The organism is Vibrio sp. OY15 (assembly GCF_000742455.1).
Lineage (GTDB): Bacteria > Pseudomonadota > Gammaproteobacteria > Enterobacterales > Vibrionaceae > Vibrio > Vibrio alginolyticus.
The window spans coordinates 153268-171708 of record NZ_JPIL01000012.1 but is presented as its reverse complement, the minus strand read 5'-3'; the positions used below and the strand labels follow the sequence as shown (position 1 = coordinate 171708).

The following is an 18441-nucleotide window of genomic DNA, read 5'->3' as shown; positions in this document are numbered from 1 at the left end:
AACTCTCCTTATATTTAGCGAGCTGCCGTAAGGTGGCTCGCTTTTACTACGCACCAATACTCTTTCAATACAATTTTGTATCCCTCACCAATACCTCTAGTTTATTGTCTCTTTTGCCTTCGGGTAGCCCCACCATTTCATCATAAGCACTTTGATGCACTAAAACCTGCTTATTTGCCTTGATATTCCTGCACTTCTTTTGCATCTCGATCAGGGAATGAGCCCTCAAAAAGATACCGTTGTCATCAGTGATAAATTGCGCTTCTCCATCAATCACGACAGATGCCTGGTACAATGCGAGATCAAGCGAATGAATGACCAATTTGTCTACATAGAAGTATTTTTGTAACTTACTCAATGGTATTGCCATGTGTCACCTCCCTAAAAGTTACCTCTACGTTTTGTGGAATAAAACCGATCATTGGATGAGATTTCTTCGGTTTACTTGCGTACAACATCGGAAACAAAGAGGATTCCGATGCAAACAATCAATGTCGTGTGGTTAAAACGAGATTTAAGGCTGACTGACCATCAACCACTAACTCAAGCATTATCAACAAAGCACCCAACTGTGCTTTTGTATATTGTTGAACCATTGCTATTGAACAACCCACACTATTCTGAGCGCCACTGGCGATTTGTTTGGCAATCACTGCAAGACATGGATGAGACGCTCAAAGCGTATGGGCATCGAATCACGGTGCTGTATGACGATGCCTTAGCATGTTTCCAATCAATTCAAGCGCAATATCAAATCAACGCTGTTTTTTCTCACCAAGAAATAGGACTCAACTGCACCTTTGAGCGCGACAAACAAGTTGCCGCTTGGCTGTATGAGCAGAACATCGACTGGTTTGAGTTCGAACACGGTGCTGTTATCAGAGGTGCAAAAAACCGGCAAGGTTGGGACAAACATTGGGACTCTGTCATGAGAGCCTCAATAAGCCCTATTGAGCTCCAAACCGACTTATTGCATTCATTGGATGCAGAAACTCTCGGCTGTTCGTTTTCGCCACCATCATCCTGGCTATCAAAATGCAAAGGAATGCAAACGGGAGGAAGCCGGCTCGCTTGGAAAACACTAGAGGACTTTTTTCATCGTCGAGGTCGTGATTACTATCGAAGCATTTCTAGTCCCACTGCCTCACGTACAGCCTGTACTCGCCTTTCTCCATACCTCGCTTGGGGTAACATATCCTTGCGTGAAGTTTATCAATACCTTTTGAAACACTGGCAAGTGGCTGGGTTTCGTCGCAGCTTAATTGCATTGTCTTCACGGCTTCATTGGCACTGTCACTTCATCCAAAAATTCGAATCGGAATACGACATGGAGTTTTACTGCGTTAATCGGGCTTACGAACCATTGATTAAACAAAGTAGTACTTTCGATGAAGAAAAGTTAGCAGCATGGAAATCCGGGCATACTGGCGTACCTTTGATTGATGCCTGCATGCGCTGTTTGCACCACACTGGTTACATTAACTTTCGCATGCGTGCCATGCTGGTTAGCTTTCTTACTCACCACATGAACATGAATTGGCGAGTAGGTGTAACGCATTTAGCGCAACTGTTTCTCGACTTTGAGCCCGGAATTCATTACCCACAATTCCAAATGCAAGCAGGAGTAACCGGGACTAACACAATCCGTATTTATAATCCGATCAAGCAAGCCCAAGAACATGATCCTGACGGCACGTTCATCTACAAGTGGGTACCTGAATTGCAAATGGTTCCTCCCCCTCTTTTATTCGAGCCTTGGACAATGACCCAGATGGAAGCTGTCATGTATCAGTTGCAGCCAGATAGCCGTTACCTTGCACCTATTATCACACCAGACAACGCAGCTAAGGCAGCAAGAGAGCGCTTATGGACGTGGCGGAAACGAGCCGATGTGAAACAAGAAGGCAGACGAATTCTTGCGCGACATGTTAGACCCTCAAAAGAAAGTAGGACGCGATGATCATCTCTCAATCACAATGCGTACAAATGCAAACACACTCCAGGGAACCCGTTGTACCCTCAACTAGTAAGGAACACATTATGTTCAAACGTATCTTAGTTATCGCGGCGACACTGATGGCAACGTTATCTTTTATGCTTCCCGTCAAGGCTCATGAGCATGGCATGATGAAAGCCGATATTGTCGACGTTGCCGCTGAAAACGGCTCTTTCAATACGCTTGTTGCTGCGGTAAAAGCAGCGGGCTTGGTTGACACTCTCAAAGGGGAAGGCCCATTTACTGTTTTTGCACCAACGGATGACGCTTTTGCAAAACTGCCAGACGGCACAGTCGACATGCTCTTAATGCCGGAAAACAAAGACAAGTTAGTATCTGTTTTGACTTATCACGTCGTCCCAGGGAAAGTGATGGCTGCCGATGTTGTTAAGCTAGACAAAGCGACTACGGTTCAGGGGCAAGATGTGATGATTAAAACCATGGGCGATAAAGTCATGGTTAACGATGCAAATGTCATTGCAACCGATGTGAAAGCTAAAAACGGTGTCATTCACGTGATTGATACTGTGATCATGCCGAAATAACACCATTCAAAGGGCGGTACACTCCGCCCTTTAGACAGAACTTCTTCCACCCTTAGCACGATTCCTCTCCACTTATCCCCAACAAACCCCCACTCATTCACGATGACTATAAAAAAAGATAAAGACAAAATTAAAATCAATATCTTGCAAGACAACACTGCACAATATTGACGAGGTTAAGATATCGTTATCTTTCAATTTGAGAACAGGATTCCATGTCAGTGACGTTTACTTTTCCACATGTAAATTCTTAAGCTAAATTTTGGCTGCTCAATCACATTTCGGCAAACCATTCGAAAGGGTGGGACGCAAAGCTTCCGGTCTGTCAGCATTTAAAAATCTAAAAGAATGCTCATGATAGCGGGGTTACCATGACGCAGTGTTACAGAAGTCCAATTTCTGTAGCGTTGCTTTATGCTCAGCATGCGCCGGGGTGTGACACTAGTTTGTCAGCCATAACAGAGGACATGTGATGAAATCATTTCCAACCAAATCCGTACTCGCGTTAGCACTTGCAAGCATTAGCTCAGGTGCTGCGGCTCACGGTTATGTATCAGAAACCAATGGTGGTGTCGCTGCAAGTCGCTCGGCACTATGTAAGTATCCAACGCCAGATACTAACGAAAAAAATAATAACTGCGGTGCGATTCAATATGAACCGCAAAGCGTTGAAGGCCCTGATGGCTTTCCCGAAACAGGGCCTCGCGATGGTAAAATAGCGAGTGCCGAAACCGCTTTAGCAGCTGCCCTTGATGAGCAAACTGCCGACCGTTGGGTAAAACGCACTATTCAAGCAGGTACACAAACTTTTGAATGGACATTTACCGCTAACCACGTGACGCGCGACTGGAAATATTACATCACCAAGCCTGATTGGAACCCAAACGCTTCACTATCACGAGACTCTTTTGATCTAACTCCTTTCTGTGTCGTCGACGGCAATATGGTTCAACCCCCGAAACAGGTAAGCCATCAATGTAATGTGCCTACTCGCGAGGGATACCATGTCATCCTGGCAGTATGGGATGTTGGCGACACTGCAGCCTCATTTTATAACGTGATCGATGTGAAATTTGATGGTGACAGTCCCGTTATTCCAGATTGGAAGCAAGGCGGTCAAATTATTCCTACAATGGATTTAAATATTGGGGATTCGGTTTATACGCGCGTATTTGATCAAGCAGGTGAAAACATAGCGTATAGAACTGAACTAGAAATTACCGATGCAGCAATGGGCCAAGCGAAAAACTGGTCTTACGCACTCGCGACTAAGCTAAACCAAGAACAAGCAAAACTGCAAGCCGGGCAGTATGCAGAGGATAAATTCACTCCTGTTTATGGTACTAATCCGGTGTATCTGCAAGCAAATAGCGGCCTTGAGCGAGTAGAGATCGGCTATAACATTGAAACTCCTGTTCCAGAATACTCACTCACAGTAGATGGCTTAGCAGACGAATATATCATTGAGTCAACACCGACAACGTTGGATCTGACACTAACTGCTGAAGGCGATTTAAATGCAGAACTCACCGTTTACAATCACCATCGCGAACCACTTGCAAGTTGGGCAAACGAAATGAAAGACGGCTCGGTAGAGGCGATATCGCTCGCTTTAAGTAAATCGGAGCCGGGTCACCATATGCTCGTAACACGTATTAAGGATAAAGATGGCAACTTGGTGGATCAGCAAACACTCGACTTTCACTTAAAAGAAGAGTCAGTTACTCCACCACCATCTGATGAGTACGATTTTGTCTTCCCTGAAGGACTATCTAGCTACACGGCGGGCACAAAAGTGCTTGCCAGCGACGGGGGCATTTATCAATGTAAACCTTTCCCATACTCTGGTTACTGTATGCAGTGGAAAGAAAGCGCAAATCATTACGAGCCTGGAATAGGTTCACACTGGGAGATGGCTTGGGATAAAGTCAACTAAATCACCCTTTGAACGTTAAGTAAAAAGAGCCTCACGATGAGGCTCTTTTATAATCAAACGCAAAAATGACAGCTTTCCCGGTCTAAACCATGAACACCAGATAAACTAGTGAGATGCGCTCGCCCCTCAATCAGTCCCATTTCATACCCTTCTAGTAAAACGGATTGTCGCATTGATAAGCGCTGAACATGAAAATTATCTGGTGGGGCAATTACCCTAACATGTGTTCCTGGTGGAGGGTTACGAATAAACTCTAATGATTGATTATAGTTATCTGCACGTCTTAACATCGCATCCGCCATTTTGGGGTGCTCCGCAAAAAGTTTCTTCATCAGCCATGTGGTCTTAACTGGCTTTTTGGCATAATTCAGCGGGTGAGAGAGTACTACGGTTATGTCGCGAGCCCCTCGACGATAAGCTTCACGCACTGGGATAGAGTCCGCGACCCCACCATCGGTATAACAACCACCAGAAAAACAAGGGGTATGCTTGTAGGCAATCGGTAATGCTGTTGTCGCTTCAATCGCATGGTGAAAATTATCAGGTGTCACGCGATAGTAATCTGCCTGCCCTGTATCTACATTTGTTGTCGCTGCGAGAAAAGGAACGCCATTAAACAGTTTATTTTCATCGACGGGATACAAGCGATTAGATTCTTCAAACAACCACTTCACATCGATGAGGTCTCCACCTTTAACGAAGCGAGTCGGGTCAAAAAAGCGTTTGCTTGTGGCCAGCTTAGTAATGACGTTAATACTGCGATGCGGGTAGTCGGTCAAATACCCAATCAAATTTGATGCACCAGCAGATACACCGATTGCAAAATCAAACGGTTTATAACTCTGCTCTAAAAACGCATCTAACACTCCGCTTGCGAAGACGCCTCGCATCGCGCCACCTTCTACTACAATTGCTTTTGTTGCCATATTTCCCCCATTCTCCTTGCCAAAAGAGTAATGAAATTCGTGCAATCACAACAATTGAATATTCTTATTATTGAAATAGGTGAAGTCTATTTATTTCTCTCTTAGAAAATGAAAACTAAAGTTCAAAAAATCCGTACCCGTTAGAAATGTAATTGCGGGCTTAACCAAGGTGGCAAGGTCTAAGAGAAATCTAGGAGAAAACCGTTTTATAGGCTTCGCCCGCGCCATCAATGAACATTTGAGTACCAATAACCGCTAGAATTAAGCCCATCATTTTAGTCACAACATTTAGAGCACTTGGTCCAACCGCTTTGACCAATTTGTCTCCAAATAAAAACAGTACATAGGTGATCACACAGAGGACAGCGAAAGAAACGATAGTAATAATGGTTTGATCGAAACCACCCGCTGTCGCAAAGTTCATCGCGGTAGCAATCGTTCCAGGCCCAGCTAATATTGGCATCGCCAGTGGAGACACTGCAATACTCAATGCCGCCCGTTGCTGAGCTGGTGAATACGCCTTCTCTTTGGTTTTCTGATGCGTCGAATCACCTTGAAGCATGTTAAAACCTATCAAAAACACCAAAATACCGCCTGTTATTCGCAATGCATAAAGCGTGATACCAAACAAATCAAAAATTAACTTACCGGCAATAGAAAATATCGCGATGATAATAAATGCAATAAAAACCGAGCGGAGCGCAATGGAACGGATGGTTTCTTTATCTTCATCAGCAGTTAAACTCAAAAAGATGGGAATATTGGCGATAGGGTTCATGATGGCAAAGAAGCCCATAAACACCGTAACTGTATGAACAATGAGTTCTTTCATATATTCCACTGCATTTAAATTATTGATTCTAAAAACAGTATATACGCTCTCAAACAGAACGAGTGGTGTAATCTCGAATCGTCTTCACACTTATGCGCCAAGCATTGTTTTTCTTTTGAGATAGTTTACCGACTCATCAAATGTCGCTAAGGTGAGTCTTCAGCCTTTAACGTAACAGGGGATGTTAAGTCACCATGAACAGCACGATTCAAACAATTCTCAATCACCGCTCAATTCGAAAATTCACCTCACAACCGATTGAGAGCGAACAATTAGATGCCATTCTTCAAGCCGGCCTTGCGGCGTCCTCATCAAGCATGTTGCAAGTCGTTTCAATTATTCGCGTGACCGACAAAGAAAAACGTACGCTATTAGCTCAATATGCCGGAAATCAAGGGTACGTTGAAAGCGCGGCTGAGTTTTTGGTGTTTTGCATTGATTACCAACGCCACGCCAGTATCAACCCAGATGTTCAAGCTGATTTTACCGAGTTAACGCTAATAGGCGCTGTAGACTCGGGCATCATGGCACAAAATTGCTTGCTTGCGGCGGAGTCGATGGGACTAGGAGGTGTGTATATTGGTGGTTTACGAAACAATGCCCAAAAAGTAGACGAATTATTAGGTTTACCTAAAAATACCGCCATTTTATTTGGTATGTGTCTTGGTCATCCAGATCAAGCCCCTGAAGTAAAACCTCGCCTACCTAAGCATGTCGTGGTGCATGAGAATCAGTATCAAGACCTAAACTTGGATGATATTCAGACGTATGACCAAACTATGCAAAACTACTATGCAAACCGTTCGAGCAATCAAAAACAGAGTACTTGGTCGCAAGAAGTCACCAGTAAACTGGCTGGCGAATCACGTCCGCACATCCTGCCGTATTTGAATGGGAAGGGGCTAGCGAAGAAGTGACCATGTCGAAAGACAACAAAACAAAAAAGAGATCCGAGTCACACTTTTGATAATCCTATTTAATACAACGAGATAATTAGTCGGTAGATTTTCTTGGTTGTATTTTAGAAAGAAAACACTACATATAGAGCTAATAAACAAAATTTGAGCTAATTGAACAAGTTTTTTATCCGAAATATGAAATCTTGTAAGTGAAAACATAAAAATACGATATTTATCTGGACACTTGCTGCATTATTGTCTATTGCTCTAATCATTGAAATTCATTAGAGTTCATGCCTCCAGATGCAATCAATCCCTTATTGAGCACTTTATAAATAGAAGAAGGTGGTGCTTATAAGGTTATGTTGTGAAGTCTTTTCTGGAAAAGAATGTTGCTACCAGCAACTCGCTCTTTACGTCAGATGAATGAAAAAACATGAATTTCAAACATAAAAAGCTAGCTAGTTTAGTGCTCTCCTCAGTACTTCTTTCTGGATGTACTGTACCCGGTAGTCACCTTTCCACAGATGGAAAAAACTTCGTCGAAGACAGCAATGTTAGTCGCACTTCTGATTTCAATGTTTTTCCACTTACACTTGATAAAGTATCTCAACTTAAAAGTTTGGGGATAGAAGCCAAATCCAACCCTGAACTAGATCGCCAACTTAGCGCTTATGAGTATGAGGTTGGCCCTGGAGATATACTAAACATTACTATTTGGGATCACCCAGAACTAACTATTCCTGCTGGTTCTTATCGCAGCTCTGCTGAAGCGGGGAATTGGGTACATGCTGATGGTACTATCTTCTATCCATATATAGGTATTGTTGAAGTTGCGGGTAAAAACGTTCGTCAAATTCGTGCTGATATTTCTCGCCGATTAGCAAAGTACATAGAAAGTCCTCAAGTGGATGTCAGCGTAGCAGCTTTTCGTTCGAAAAAATCCTACATTACTGGTGAAGTAAGTAATCCTGGACAACAACCAATCACCAACATCCCACTCACCTTGTTAGATGCAATTAACCGTGCAGGTGGATTAGCCGAAAACGCCGACTGGAAAAATGTAACACTGACAAGAAACGGCATAGTTGAAAACATATCTCTTTATGCGCTGATGCAAGAAGGCGACCTCACTGAAAATAGGCTACTTCAACCAGGTGATATCATCCATGTGCCAAGAAATGATTCACAAAAGGTTTTCGTTATGGGTGAAGTTAACGATCCTAAACTACTGAAAATAGATCGCGCTGGCATGAGCCTTACGGAAGCTCTGAGCAACGTTGGCGGTATTAATCAGATATCAGCGGATGCGACAGGTGTATTCGTAATTAGGAGGTCACAAGACGCAGGTTCACTGGGCGACATATATCAACTTGATGTCTCCGATGCGGCAGCGCTCGTTATTGGTACTGAATTTGCTCTGAAACCGTATGACATCGTTTATGTCACTGCGGCGCCTATCAGTCGTTGGAATCGCGTTATTGCACAACTAGTACCTACCATCTCAGGCTTCAATGAACTTACAGAAGGCGTCCTTCGAGTCAGGACTTGGCCATAGAAAAAGCATTCTGAAGGGCTTGTTTGAACATAAACAAGTCATTCAAACGTTGTCTATAAGGAGCAAAACATGTTTTCGAACATTCTTGTCGTGTGTGTAGGTAATATTTGTCGTTCCCCCACAGGAGAGCGGTTACTACAGCAACTACTCCCAAATAAACAGATTTCTTCGGCGGGTATTGCCGTAGAAAAAAGTCGCCTAACCGGAAAGCCAGCAGATGAAACCGCCAGACTTGTCGCGTCAGAACGTGGTATCTACCTGCTAGACCACAAAGCACAGCAGCTAACCGCTCAGTTGTGCGCAAAGCAAGACCTAATATTGGTGATGGAACAAGGTCATATCGATGCTTTGACGGAGCTGGTACCGGAGGCTAGAGGTAAAGCAATGTTATTTGGTCACTGGATAGGTTCCGTGGATATTCCAGATCCATACAGACAGAGTAGAGAAGCCTTTGAGCATGCATTATCTCTGATTGAAAATGCTGCTCATGCATGGGCAAAAAAAATATAAATTCAGATCACTTGGCGAAATAAAAAATAATGGCTAACCAAACAATACAATCATCTGCTCTTGCTGATGATGAGATCGACCTAGGCAAGCTCTTCGGCATATTGATAGACGCGAAATGGTTTATCATCAGCATTACACTCTTTTTTGCAACATTAGGTATCGCGGTCGCGTTGCTATCAACTCCGATTTACAAAGCCGACGCGTTAATACAAATCGAAAAGAAGAGTTCAGGTGGTATCTCGGCGATGGTCGGTGACATGGGAGAACTCTTTTCTGCCGAATCATCTGCAACTACAGAAATTGAAATAATTAAATCGAGAATGATTCTTGGCGATACCGTTGATAAGTTTAACTTAACAACCATTGCCACTCCTGATTACTTACCTTTTGTTGGTAAAGGTCTAGCACGAATCAACGGTACTCAAAACTACATTTCTTTGACCACGTTTGAAGTACCTCGAACGGCTAGAGGATTATCTCATCAACTGATTGCTACAGACATCGAGAAAGGTCAATTCAGCTTGATGCTTGAAGACCAAATGGTACTTTCTGGTTCAGTTGGTCAACTGATTGAGATGAATGGCTATCGTGTAAAAGTGAACCAGCTCAATGCTCAAAATGAAGATACTTTTACAATAAGTAAAATAAGCAAGTTAGATGCTATCAACAAGTTAGCCTCACAACTTTCTATTTCAGAGAGAGGTAGCCAAACAGGTATTGTATCTCTAAGCATTGAAGGTGAATACCCAGACCACAATCAGCTTGTTTTAAATGATGTTGTTCAAAACTATTTTTTGCAGAATGTTAGAAGAAACTCAGCTGAAGCTGAGCAGAGCCTCAACTTCCTTAAAGGTCATTTACCCGAGATTAAGGACAAGCTAACTATTTCAGAAGATACATTGAACAGTTTTAGACAAGAAAACGAATCTATCGATTTAAATCTCGAAGCACAATCGACTCTAAAAGTGATGGTGGCACTTGAAGCCCAACTTAATGAGCTAACATTTAAAGAAAGTGAAATCAGTCAAAAATTCACCCAAGACCACCCAGCTTATAAATCGCTGTTAGACAAACGTCAGACATTACTGCAAGAGAAAGAGCGTCTTAACAAACAAGTTCAAAAACTGCCAAAAACACAGCGCGAAGTCTTGCGTATGACTCGTGATGTCGAAGTAAACCAGCAAATCTACATCCAACTTTTGAATAAAGTTCAAGAGCTAAATATCATAAAAGCTGGCACCGTGGGTAATGTGCGTATTATTGACAATGCACAATCTTACGCCGTTCCTATTAAACCGAAAAAACCTTTGATTGTGGTTTTGGCTACTCTTCTTGGAGGCATGGTAGCTGTCGCATTTGTTCTGGTAAAAACCGCGTTTCATCGTGGAGTGACTTCTCCTGATGTAATTGAGCAAACTGGAATATCTGTATATGCAAGTGTTCCTAAATCGGCACAACAATTGGAAGTCGCGAACAAGCTAAAACGCAAAAACAACAAAGACTTACTTCTTTTAGCAAATGCCAATCCAGCAGATCTATCAATTGAAGCACTACGTGGACTTCGAACCAGCTTACACTTCGCAATGTTGGAAGCCAAAAACAATGTCTTAATGATTTCAGGCCCAGCGCCTTCCATTGGTAAGACGTTCGTATCAACTAACTTTGCTGCCGTTGCGGCTAAAACGGGTCAAAAAGTCCTTTTGGTGGATGCTGACATGCGAAAAGGTTATTTACAGCAATGTTTTGGCCTCACAGCAGAGCAAGGGTTATCTGACTTACTAAGTGGAAAAATTGATCGAGCAACCGCAATCAAGCCAAGTCAAGTTGAAAACTTGGATGTGGTTACTCGTGGTCAAGTACCACCAAATCCATCAGAGCTTTTGATGCATCCACGATTTGTTGAATTTGTAGAACAAGTATCAAAAGAATACGATCTAGTCATCATCGATACGCCGCCTGTACTCGCAGTTACCGACCCAAGCATTGTTGGCGCGCTTGCAGGAACAACTCTGATGGTCGCTCGTTTTGATCAAACGACTTTGAAGGAGATTGAAGTCGCGCAAGGTCGCTTCGAGCAATCAGGCGTTGAAGTTAAAGGTGTGATTCTCAATGCAGTTGAGAAAAAAGCATCTAACTCATACGGCTATGGATACGGCTACTATAACTACGCGTACAAAAGCGAATCATAACTTGAATTTAGATCGCTAATTAAACCAAATATGACAAAGCCCTGCTAGAAACAGCAGGGCTTTTTCTATTGCACTCTTAATTGCTTGTACGTAATCAAACTAAGCAAGACAAAGAATATTGGGTCACTCCAACCAAAACCGACAAATACTCCGATAATGCCGGCATAGGTAGTAATCACTGCCCCTAAGCCATTAGTAATCAATAATGCTTTAAACATCTGTTTCGCAGTATGCCCTGATTCCACATTACGTAACATCAAACTCACCGCTGCGATTCCACCTAAAAAGATCGAAGTATGCTGCGATAAAAACAGCGCGTACTGGTCGTTAATTTGTACTCCATACATCGGCCACATTATGGTTGGTACAAAAAACAACGCAAAAGCGAATACCGTATATACGACACCATGAACGGTTAGAAAAGTGCGGTTGGTCATCATCTCCTTATCCTCTAATAGGCCCTTGATTGAGCGTCGTTAACGGCACATTGATATCGAAAATTTGACCTCGTACTTCGACTACGCCCATTTTTCGTAAGCGTGCGGCATGCATTTCGAGATAAGCTTGCGCCGTGGCTTCATCTTCAAAAAGATAGATACCACCACCGAGTTTGTCTTTTTCGCTTTCCGTCCAGATTTTCCAAATCATGCCCGGCTCTTGGTTAATCGACTTAGCTAAGTCGACCAGAGCATTCGACATCTCGTCACCAAACGGACCATGAAATTCAAAATCAACTTGCAATAATTTCGCCATCTTGAGTCTCCTCTTCTTATTGACTCGTTTTCGATGACAAGATTATTACCTTTATAAAACTGACAGAAAAGTTCATAATTTCGCCATTAACTGTCTAAAAAATTGACTCATGAGACTAAAAACGACCTTAGAACAATGGCAAACGCTACAAGCGATTAATCAAGAAGGCAGCATTCAATCCGCAGCTTTACTGCTCAACAAGAGCCATACCACATTGATCTACTCGGTGAGGAAGTTAGAAGACCAACTTGGTATTCAACTTATCGAAGTACGAGGGCGCAAAGCGGGTTTGACAGAGCACGGCAAAACCATACTGCGTCGTGCACAATCCATGCTTGAACAAGCGCGGGAACTAGAAGTCATCAGCGAGCAGTTAAAAAGTGGGGTGGAATCTCAAATCACGGTCGCAGTAGATCATCTTTGTGACCCTTGTTGGCTTTATGCACCACTCAGTCAATTTTTGGAGGACAACAACACGACCTCCGTTCAAGTGGTTGAAACGTCACTGAGCAAAACAACCGAAATGGTCGTAAATGAGCTCGCTGACATCGCAATCATCAACTTACCGATAACCAACTACCCTGCCGAAGCATTTGGCGTAACAACCATGCTGCCTGTAATCGCAGCACACCATCCACTCGCTAAAAAGCCGCATGTTTCCATCGACGATTTTGCAACCACCAGCCAAATTGTCATCCGTGACTTAGGTGATTCAGACAAAACGAAAAGAGATGTGGGTTGGTTACGCGCACGTCAGCGTATTACCGTCGATAACTTCGACCACGCTTTTCACGCCGTAGAGCAAGGCGTTGGGTTTTGTCGGCTACCAGCGCACTTAGTCTCAGCCCGAAAGAGCGATAAAATTAAAGTATTGGAGCTCGAACACTCCCATCAATATCAAGTTGCGCTGCACCTCACTTTGCCCAAAGGAGCCAAAAGTGGTCCTGCGACTCAAGCGCTTTATCGTATTTTACTCAAAAGTGTAGAAACTCGAGTCTAGCAACAGTGGTATTGAGTTGAATCGCTAGTGTTATCGCCTATTGATTCTCCCTAAACATAGAGAAACGGCCATTTTGTGACGCTACACTCTCACAAAAGGTTGCACGAAGGATAGCGACCACCTACTATCACTCTGCTCATGCCTAAAGCACCCAATACTCGCGGAAAGAACTCGGTTCACGGCAATATCCTCACCTGCTTGGTTTAGCAGGCACAATCTGTTTTTACCTTCTTTTTAGCTTCTATTTAGGCGAGTGTGGAAGAAATAAGAAAGGTGAAATATGAACTCTACAAATAGCTTCTCGATCAATATCAATCAGCAAAAATCCATTGCTAAAAAAAGGCTCAAAGCTATCCGCCTATACGATGACGCCACGTTGGAGTTAGTTAAGCGATTTCACTCCAAACCAGAATCTTTGGCTCCCAATACAATTCAATTGGCTGACGTTCAACATGCACTCGCAAGAGAACTGGGCTTATCCAGTTGGAGTAAACTAAAAGCTCATGTCGAAGAGCTAGAAGCGCACAAACTAGCCATCAAAGAACAAAAACCGCCCCTAGATGCAAAAGTAAAAACGCTACACGTTCGTTGTGGCCACGACATTCAACAACAACTTAAAGCCAGCGGATTTGAAGGGACATTTTTAGCCCTGATCGACCCGCTTTGTATTGGCCCCATACCAGCAACACCGCAGAACTTCCTTGCCATTCGTGCCCAATATGTCGTAGAGACTCTGCTGCCCGTGATGAAGCGTGAAGACTCGGTTCAAGATATAGTCACATTGGAACAATCAAACCTCGATCTGTTGCAAAGTGATGTATTTGAACGAATCGTCTTTTGGGTCGAACATGACAGTTATGATCAATTGATGCTAATTCGTGCTCTAACACAGTTAGAGAATGTAGAGAATAAAGTGATAGAGATCATTGAGTTGAACCAGTTCCCGGGCACTGAACGATTCATCGGCTTTGGGCAGTTGCCTGAAGAAGCTATTCGTTCTTGTTGGCGATACCGTAAACCTGTGACAGCAAAATTATTCAGTCAGGCTAAACGGTGTTGGCACGCTATTACATCACCGACACCTATTTCCATAGTTAATTTGATTCAGCAGCATAACCTGGATTGCTTGCCCAATATATTCAACGTGCTTAAACGCCATTTGCAAGAGTTACCTAATTCACAAACTGGATTGAGCTTGACACAACACCTCGCACTAAAGGTTTTGAGCTCGCAAAATCGTTCAATTCCCATCAAAGATTGGTTTGAGCAATATCAACAACTAGAACCTCTTCCTTACCTAGGAGACGTGATGTTTTACGCGTTACTCCTCCCTCTAGCACAGTGTCAAACACCTTTGATCACGATTGAGTCACGTGAAAGGCACTGGTGGGAACAAAGCGTCCGTATCACTGAGGCTGGCAAGCAGTGTTTGGAAGGCTTAATACGAGCGAAACAATGCTATTGGGTTGGAGGGATTAAAAATACCAGTCAAAGTTATTGGAGCTGGGATCACCTCCAACTAACTACACTTGCCAACCATCATTGAGTTGACAAATATGAAAGCATAAAGGGTTCGTTGGCTCTGATGAACACTCAATACTAAATTATCCCTAAAGAAGCGACCGCTAGTCTGAATACAACTTAAATAGTTATGCAGAAATGCATCCACTCAAAGAGAGTATGCACTCTATCTCTTATTAGAATTTATTGTAAATCCTCTTTGTTATCGGTTGTATATTCGATAAAAGTGTTAAAATACAAACTTTTTATCCAGCCAATTCGTTAATATTTGGTTAAAATTCCATTTTTATTAGTGATAAAGTTCACATCTATTAACCATTTAGAGGATTATTCTTTCGTATTTTCTTACTCCGCTGCTAATCTGCTCGCCGCTTTGAAGTGAACTCAAGGTGCATAACTATAAGGAGTGTTCTCATGAATACCAAGAAACCGATGTCGCTTACCAGCCGCGTAATTTTAGGTATGGTTGCGGGTATCTTGACAGGATTTGCAATTCGCACACTTTTTGCCGACAACGGATTTGTCGACGCATACATTGTTAATGGATTATTCGAAGTTGGTGGACAGATCTTCGTTGCCAGCTTAAAAATGCTTGTTGTACCGCTAGTATTTGTTTCGTTAGTTTGTGGTACTAGCTCTCTCAAAGACCTTTCTACACTGGGTCGCATGGGCGGTAAAACCCTCGCTTTCTACGTTACAACAACGGCTATCGCGATTACGCTTGCTCTAACTATGGGTACTCTGTTCCAGCCAGGTGCTGGCGCTGACCTAACCGCAGCAAGTTCATTCAAATCAGCAGAAGCACCATCTTTGGGTCAGGTGATCATCGATATGTTCCCAACCAACCCTATCAGTGCGATGGCTGAAGGTAAAACCCTGCAAGTTATTGTGTTCGCGGTACTATTTGGTATCGCGATCAGCGCAGCAGGCAAACCTGGTGAACGTATTGCAGCGTTCTTCGCTGATCTGAATGAAGTGATCATGAAACTGGTTGCGATTTTGATGAACTTGGCGCCTTATGGTGTGTTCTTCTTAATGGCGAAGCTATTTACTGGTCTTGGTCTGGGCGCAATCGTCAATCTGGCAGAGTACTTCTTAGTACTGGCGGGGACGCTTGTCCTGCACGGCCTAGTCACTTACAGCTTAATGTTAAAAGGTTTCACTGGTCTAAATCCAATTACGTTCCTGCGTAAGATGGAAGACGCGATCATGTTTGCTTTCTCGACCGCATCATCAAACGCGACGATTCCAGTGACAATGGAAACAGCAAAGCACCGCATGGGTGTTGAGAACCGTGTATCATCGTTCACAGTACCACTTGGTGCAACCGTGAACATGGACGGTACGGCGATCATGCAGGGCGTAGCAACTGCGTTTATTGCTCAAGCTTTCAATATTGATTTAACTATGGGCGATTACCTAATGGTTATCATGACGGCAACTCTGGCGTCTATCGGTACCGCAGGTGTTCCTGGTGTGGGTCTTGTCATGCTTGCTATGGTATTGAACCAAGTTGGTCTGCCGCTTGAAGGTATCGCGCTCATCATGGGTGTTGACCGTCTTCTTGATATGATTCGTACCGCGGTAAATATCACTGGTGACAGTGCTGTAACCGTCATCGTTGCAAAATCAGAGGGTGCATTGGATGAAGCTCGCTTCAACGACCCAATGGCAGGCGTAGCCGAAGAAGAAGTGCACCTGAAACGCGCGGAAGCTTAAACCCTTCCAAGTTAAATTATCCTGTCTAAGCAAAAACCACCTTACTCTAAGGTGGTTTTTTATTTCCAATTAACCCGAAGTCAAAAAGGTTTAGATAAATTTCTCGTCCCCCGAGGTTGTTTCAATTACTAATCGGTAAGTAGTTCGATTCTATATTAGTTCATCTAGAGGGTTAAGATAACTCGCCTATGTTTATTACTTTGAAAATGATATAAGGAACATTTTCATCATATAGAGATACAAATTCCATTATCAAATTAAAGTTCAAAACCAAATCGCGATAGATAGTAGTCTGATAATTAAGTTGGTACTAAGATACATACATCATAATTTCATGTTTAAAAATAGTCTTTTTTATTCATTTTCTCATTTCCAATACTTGCATTAGGTTTCAACGAAAGTATGTTCGATTTTTTTAAGAAATTTAAATATACATTAAGCCCAGAGGTAAAAGGTACTTTAGTTCTTGATCAAAGACCTCTAGAAAATGTAACGGTTTACTTAGAAGCTAATTTTTTAAAAAATAATTACAAAAGGAGTTCAAGTACTAATGAGTTAGGTGAATTTCACTTTAAACCAGTCATACATGCTCAAAGGTTCAAAGAATCAGCTTTGAATCAAACATATTCATATATCGGAATATATACCTATATAAATGAAGAAAAGAAATATATTTGGGAGTCTCAGTTAAACTACGTTTCACCACCTATATTTATAAAGGACAACTTAAGTAATCTTTACTGTGAGCTTGAAGGTACCGAGTTTCGATACTTTTTCAAGAATATCAATCTAGAAAATGCTGGAGATCTAATGGTTATTAGCAACTGCAATTTAAATGGATTTTTATATAAAAGACATTTTTCATAGAGTTTATGATTGTGATGATTATTAAACTCAAAGTTCTTTAAAAGAAAAAGCTATACCTGCACGCCTCAATCAAGTTTAAACATATCAATCAAAGTGCTAATTCGCAGAATATTTCTCTAAAGTAATTCACTACTTAACTTTCGTATACTCCTGATTCTACATAACCAGTTAGTTTGCACTGACTGTACACATAAGTATCATCTTCACCATTTCCAAAATAAGAAAAAGCGAAGTAGTAAACTTCATTGGTTACTTCACAATTCAAATTTCCCATATTTTCTCTAGCAAACTCATAAGTCTCATAACCATCAATTGAAGACTCCCATATCGTCACCTCTTCTCCATTTGCTAGATGAGTCTTCAGGAAAACGAGCACGTATTTCTGATCTAAGTTCAATAAGTCTTGAGACTCATGCTCTTCAAATGCAGGGAAGGCAAACGATCCGTTAGCATCAGTAATAGTTTGAAACTCATGAATGGTTCCACGCACACCGACTCGGAGGACCACTAATTGAGATGACAACGGTTTTACGTTCAAAGTTAGCATACCAATAATATCTGGCGTATACCTGTACATGAAAGGTTTCTCTTAGATAAAAACTTGAATCTGAAAGTACCCTTTCAAATCGAGCAAATCTACTACGGAAAAACGTATTGTTACGAGCTCGTGTGCTTTGAGTAAATGTTAAAAATAACAATTTCTTGTTTGCGCTAAACCAAACATAGAACATGTTTGATGGGCCATACCTACTCCACCATCGAATTCAGTTTTTCTCTGGCTTGTGCTTCGTGTTCTTTAGTGATGGCATTACCGACTGAGTTCGCGGCTAAGGTAAGTGCTGCCATGTCATCGGTAAAACCGACGCCAGCGAGTACGTCTGGCACCATATCGGTTGGTAATACGAAGTAAGCCAATGCTCCACCTAAAATCGCCTTATGGCGAACAGAGGTGTTAGAATCTGTCATCGCGAGCCATGATTTTATGCCCATTACGGCAATTTCTTCACCCGCTTTCCTAACCGACGCTTTCATTTTACGCCAGAAGGTTTTCTCATCTGGTGCTTGCATCGTTTGGTCTAAGACGTCATCGGACGCCGAATTTACAGACATGCTTGTGGTCATCGTGCCTCCTAAATTTATGACTGTGGCATAGATATTAAGGCGATGAACCTGAACGTAGGATTAATAGC

At 42.5% G+C, this 18441-nt stretch carries 18 protein-coding genes and 1 riboswitch; of the genes, 11 read left to right on the top strand and 7 right to left on the bottom strand.

The features are described from left to right. Nucleotides 1-64 precede the first annotated feature (64 nt). Nucleotides 65-370 (bottom strand): DUF6482 family protein, encoded by a 306-nt coding sequence (locus IJ23_RS14825; RefSeq protein ID WP_033906677.1) that lies wholly within the window; start codon nt 368-370, stop codon nt 65-67. A 108-nt stretch (nt 371-478) separates the two neighbouring features. On the opposite strand from IJ23_RS14825, the gene IJ23_RS14820 reads away from it, so the two are divergent. From IJ23_RS14820 to gbpA, 3 genes are all read left to right on the top strand, one after another. Next, on the top strand, nt 479-1960 hold the full coding sequence (locus IJ23_RS14820; protein ID WP_033906676.1) for a cryptochrome/deoxyribodipyrimidine photo-lyase family protein: 1482 nt from the start codon (nt 479-481) through the stop codon (nt 1958-1960). A gap of 80 nt (nt 1961-2040) precedes the next feature. Next, a complete protein-coding gene (locus tag IJ23_RS14815; RefSeq protein WP_005384595.1) occupies nt 2041-2541 on the top strand; it encodes a fasciclin domain-containing protein in 501 nt (166 codons plus the stop codon). A gap of 273 nt (nt 2542-2814) precedes the next feature. Continuing rightward, a riboswitch (cyclic di-GMP riboswitch) is annotated at nt 2815-2915 on the top strand. Nucleotides 2916-3013: 98 nt separating this feature from the next. Continuing rightward, entirely contained in the window at nt 3014-4477 is a 1464-nt protein-coding gene (gbpA, locus tag IJ23_RS14810) for an N-acetylglucosamine-binding protein GbpA (protein WP_033906674.1), read from the top strand. A gap of 53 nt (nt 4478-4530) precedes the next feature. Here gbpA and IJ23_RS14805 read toward each other — a convergent pair whose 3' ends face one another. Then, entirely contained in the window at nt 4531-5403 is an 873-nt protein-coding gene (locus tag IJ23_RS14805) for a patatin-like phospholipase family protein (RefSeq protein WP_033906673.1), read from the bottom strand. A 190-nt stretch (nt 5404-5593) separates the two neighbouring features. Beyond that, nucleotides 5594-6235, bottom strand: a complete 642-nt coding sequence (locus tag IJ23_RS14800; RefSeq protein ID WP_005374889.1) for a MarC family protein — start codon at nt 6233-6235, stop codon at nt 5594-5596. A gap of 194 nt (nt 6236-6429) precedes the next feature. Between IJ23_RS14800 and nfsA the strand changes: the two genes are divergently transcribed. The 4 genes from nfsA to IJ23_RS14780 all read left to right on the top strand — a co-directional run bounded on the left by nfsA (nt 6430) and on the right by IJ23_RS14780 (nt 11391). Then, nucleotides 6430-7152, top strand: a complete 723-nt coding sequence (gene nfsA / locus IJ23_RS14795; RefSeq protein WP_033906672.1) for an oxygen-insensitive NADPH nitroreductase — start codon at nt 6430-6432, stop codon at nt 7150-7152. A gap of 418 nt (nt 7153-7570) precedes the next feature. Next, nucleotides 7571-8692 (top strand): polysaccharide export protein, encoded by a 1122-nt coding sequence (locus IJ23_RS14790; protein WP_033906671.1) that lies wholly within the window; start codon nt 7571-7573, stop codon nt 8690-8692. A 69-nt stretch (nt 8693-8761) separates the two neighbouring features. Further along, on the top strand, nt 8762-9202 hold the full coding sequence (locus IJ23_RS14785; protein ID WP_033906669.1) for a low molecular weight protein-tyrosine-phosphatase: 441 nt from the start codon (nt 8762-8764) through the stop codon (nt 9200-9202). Nucleotides 9203-9231: 29 nt separating this feature from the next. Continuing rightward, nucleotides 9232-11391, top strand: a complete 2160-nt coding sequence (locus IJ23_RS14780; protein WP_033906668.1) for a polysaccharide biosynthesis tyrosine autokinase — start codon at nt 9232-9234, stop codon at nt 11389-11391. A gap of 65 nt (nt 11392-11456) precedes the next feature. Here IJ23_RS14780 and IJ23_RS14775 read toward each other — a convergent pair whose 3' ends face one another. Together IJ23_RS14775 and IJ23_RS14770 are read right to left on the bottom strand one after the other, a co-directional pair. Then, on the bottom strand, nt 11457-11828 hold the full coding sequence (locus IJ23_RS14775; protein ID WP_025768628.1) for a hypothetical protein: 372 nt from the start codon (nt 11826-11828) through the stop codon (nt 11457-11459). 7 nt (nt 11829-11835) lie between these two features. After that, nucleotides 11836-12144: a monooxygenase gene (locus IJ23_RS14770; protein WP_005374871.1), complete on the bottom strand. Its 309-nt coding sequence runs from the start codon at nt 12142-12144 to the stop codon at nt 11836-11838. Nucleotides 12145-12253: 109 nt separating this feature from the next. Here IJ23_RS14770 and IJ23_RS14765 point away from each other — a divergent pair, with 109 nt between their 5' ends. The 4 genes from IJ23_RS14765 (at nt 12254) to IJ23_RS14750 (ending at nt 17251) form a co-directional block, all read left to right on the top strand. Continuing rightward, on the top strand, nt 12254-13144 hold the full coding sequence (locus IJ23_RS14765; protein WP_033906667.1) for a LysR family transcriptional regulator: 891 nt from the start codon (nt 12254-12256) through the stop codon (nt 13142-13144). A gap of 280 nt (nt 13145-13424) precedes the next feature. Then, a complete protein-coding gene (locus IJ23_RS14760) occupies nt 13425-14690 on the top strand; it encodes a DUF1835 domain-containing protein (RefSeq protein ID WP_005374868.1) in 1266 nt (421 codons plus the stop codon). A 389-nt stretch (nt 14691-15079) separates the two neighbouring features. Continuing rightward, on the top strand, nt 15080-16384 hold the full coding sequence (locus IJ23_RS14755) for a dicarboxylate/amino acid:cation symporter (protein ID WP_025768631.1): 1305 nt from the start codon (nt 15080-15082) through the stop codon (nt 16382-16384). Between the two features lie 402 nt (nt 16385-16786). Then, nucleotides 16787-17251, top strand: coding sequence for a DUF6795 domain-containing protein (locus IJ23_RS14750; RefSeq protein ID WP_033906666.1), 465 nt, complete (start codon nt 16787-16789; stop codon nt 17249-17251). 133 nt (nt 17252-17384) lie between these two features. Here IJ23_RS14750 and IJ23_RS14745 read toward each other — a convergent pair whose 3' ends face one another. Beyond that, on the bottom strand, nt 17385-17828 hold the full coding sequence (locus IJ23_RS14745) for a DUF6795 domain-containing protein (protein ID WP_033906665.1): 444 nt from the start codon (nt 17826-17828) through the stop codon (nt 17385-17387). A gap of 170 nt (nt 17829-17998) precedes the next feature. Beyond that, complete coding sequence (locus tag IJ23_RS14740; protein ID WP_033906664.1) at nt 17999-18373, bottom strand: YkvA family protein; 375 nt, start codon at nt 18371-18373, stop codon at nt 17999-18001. Nucleotides 18374-18441: the final 68 nt, after the last annotated feature.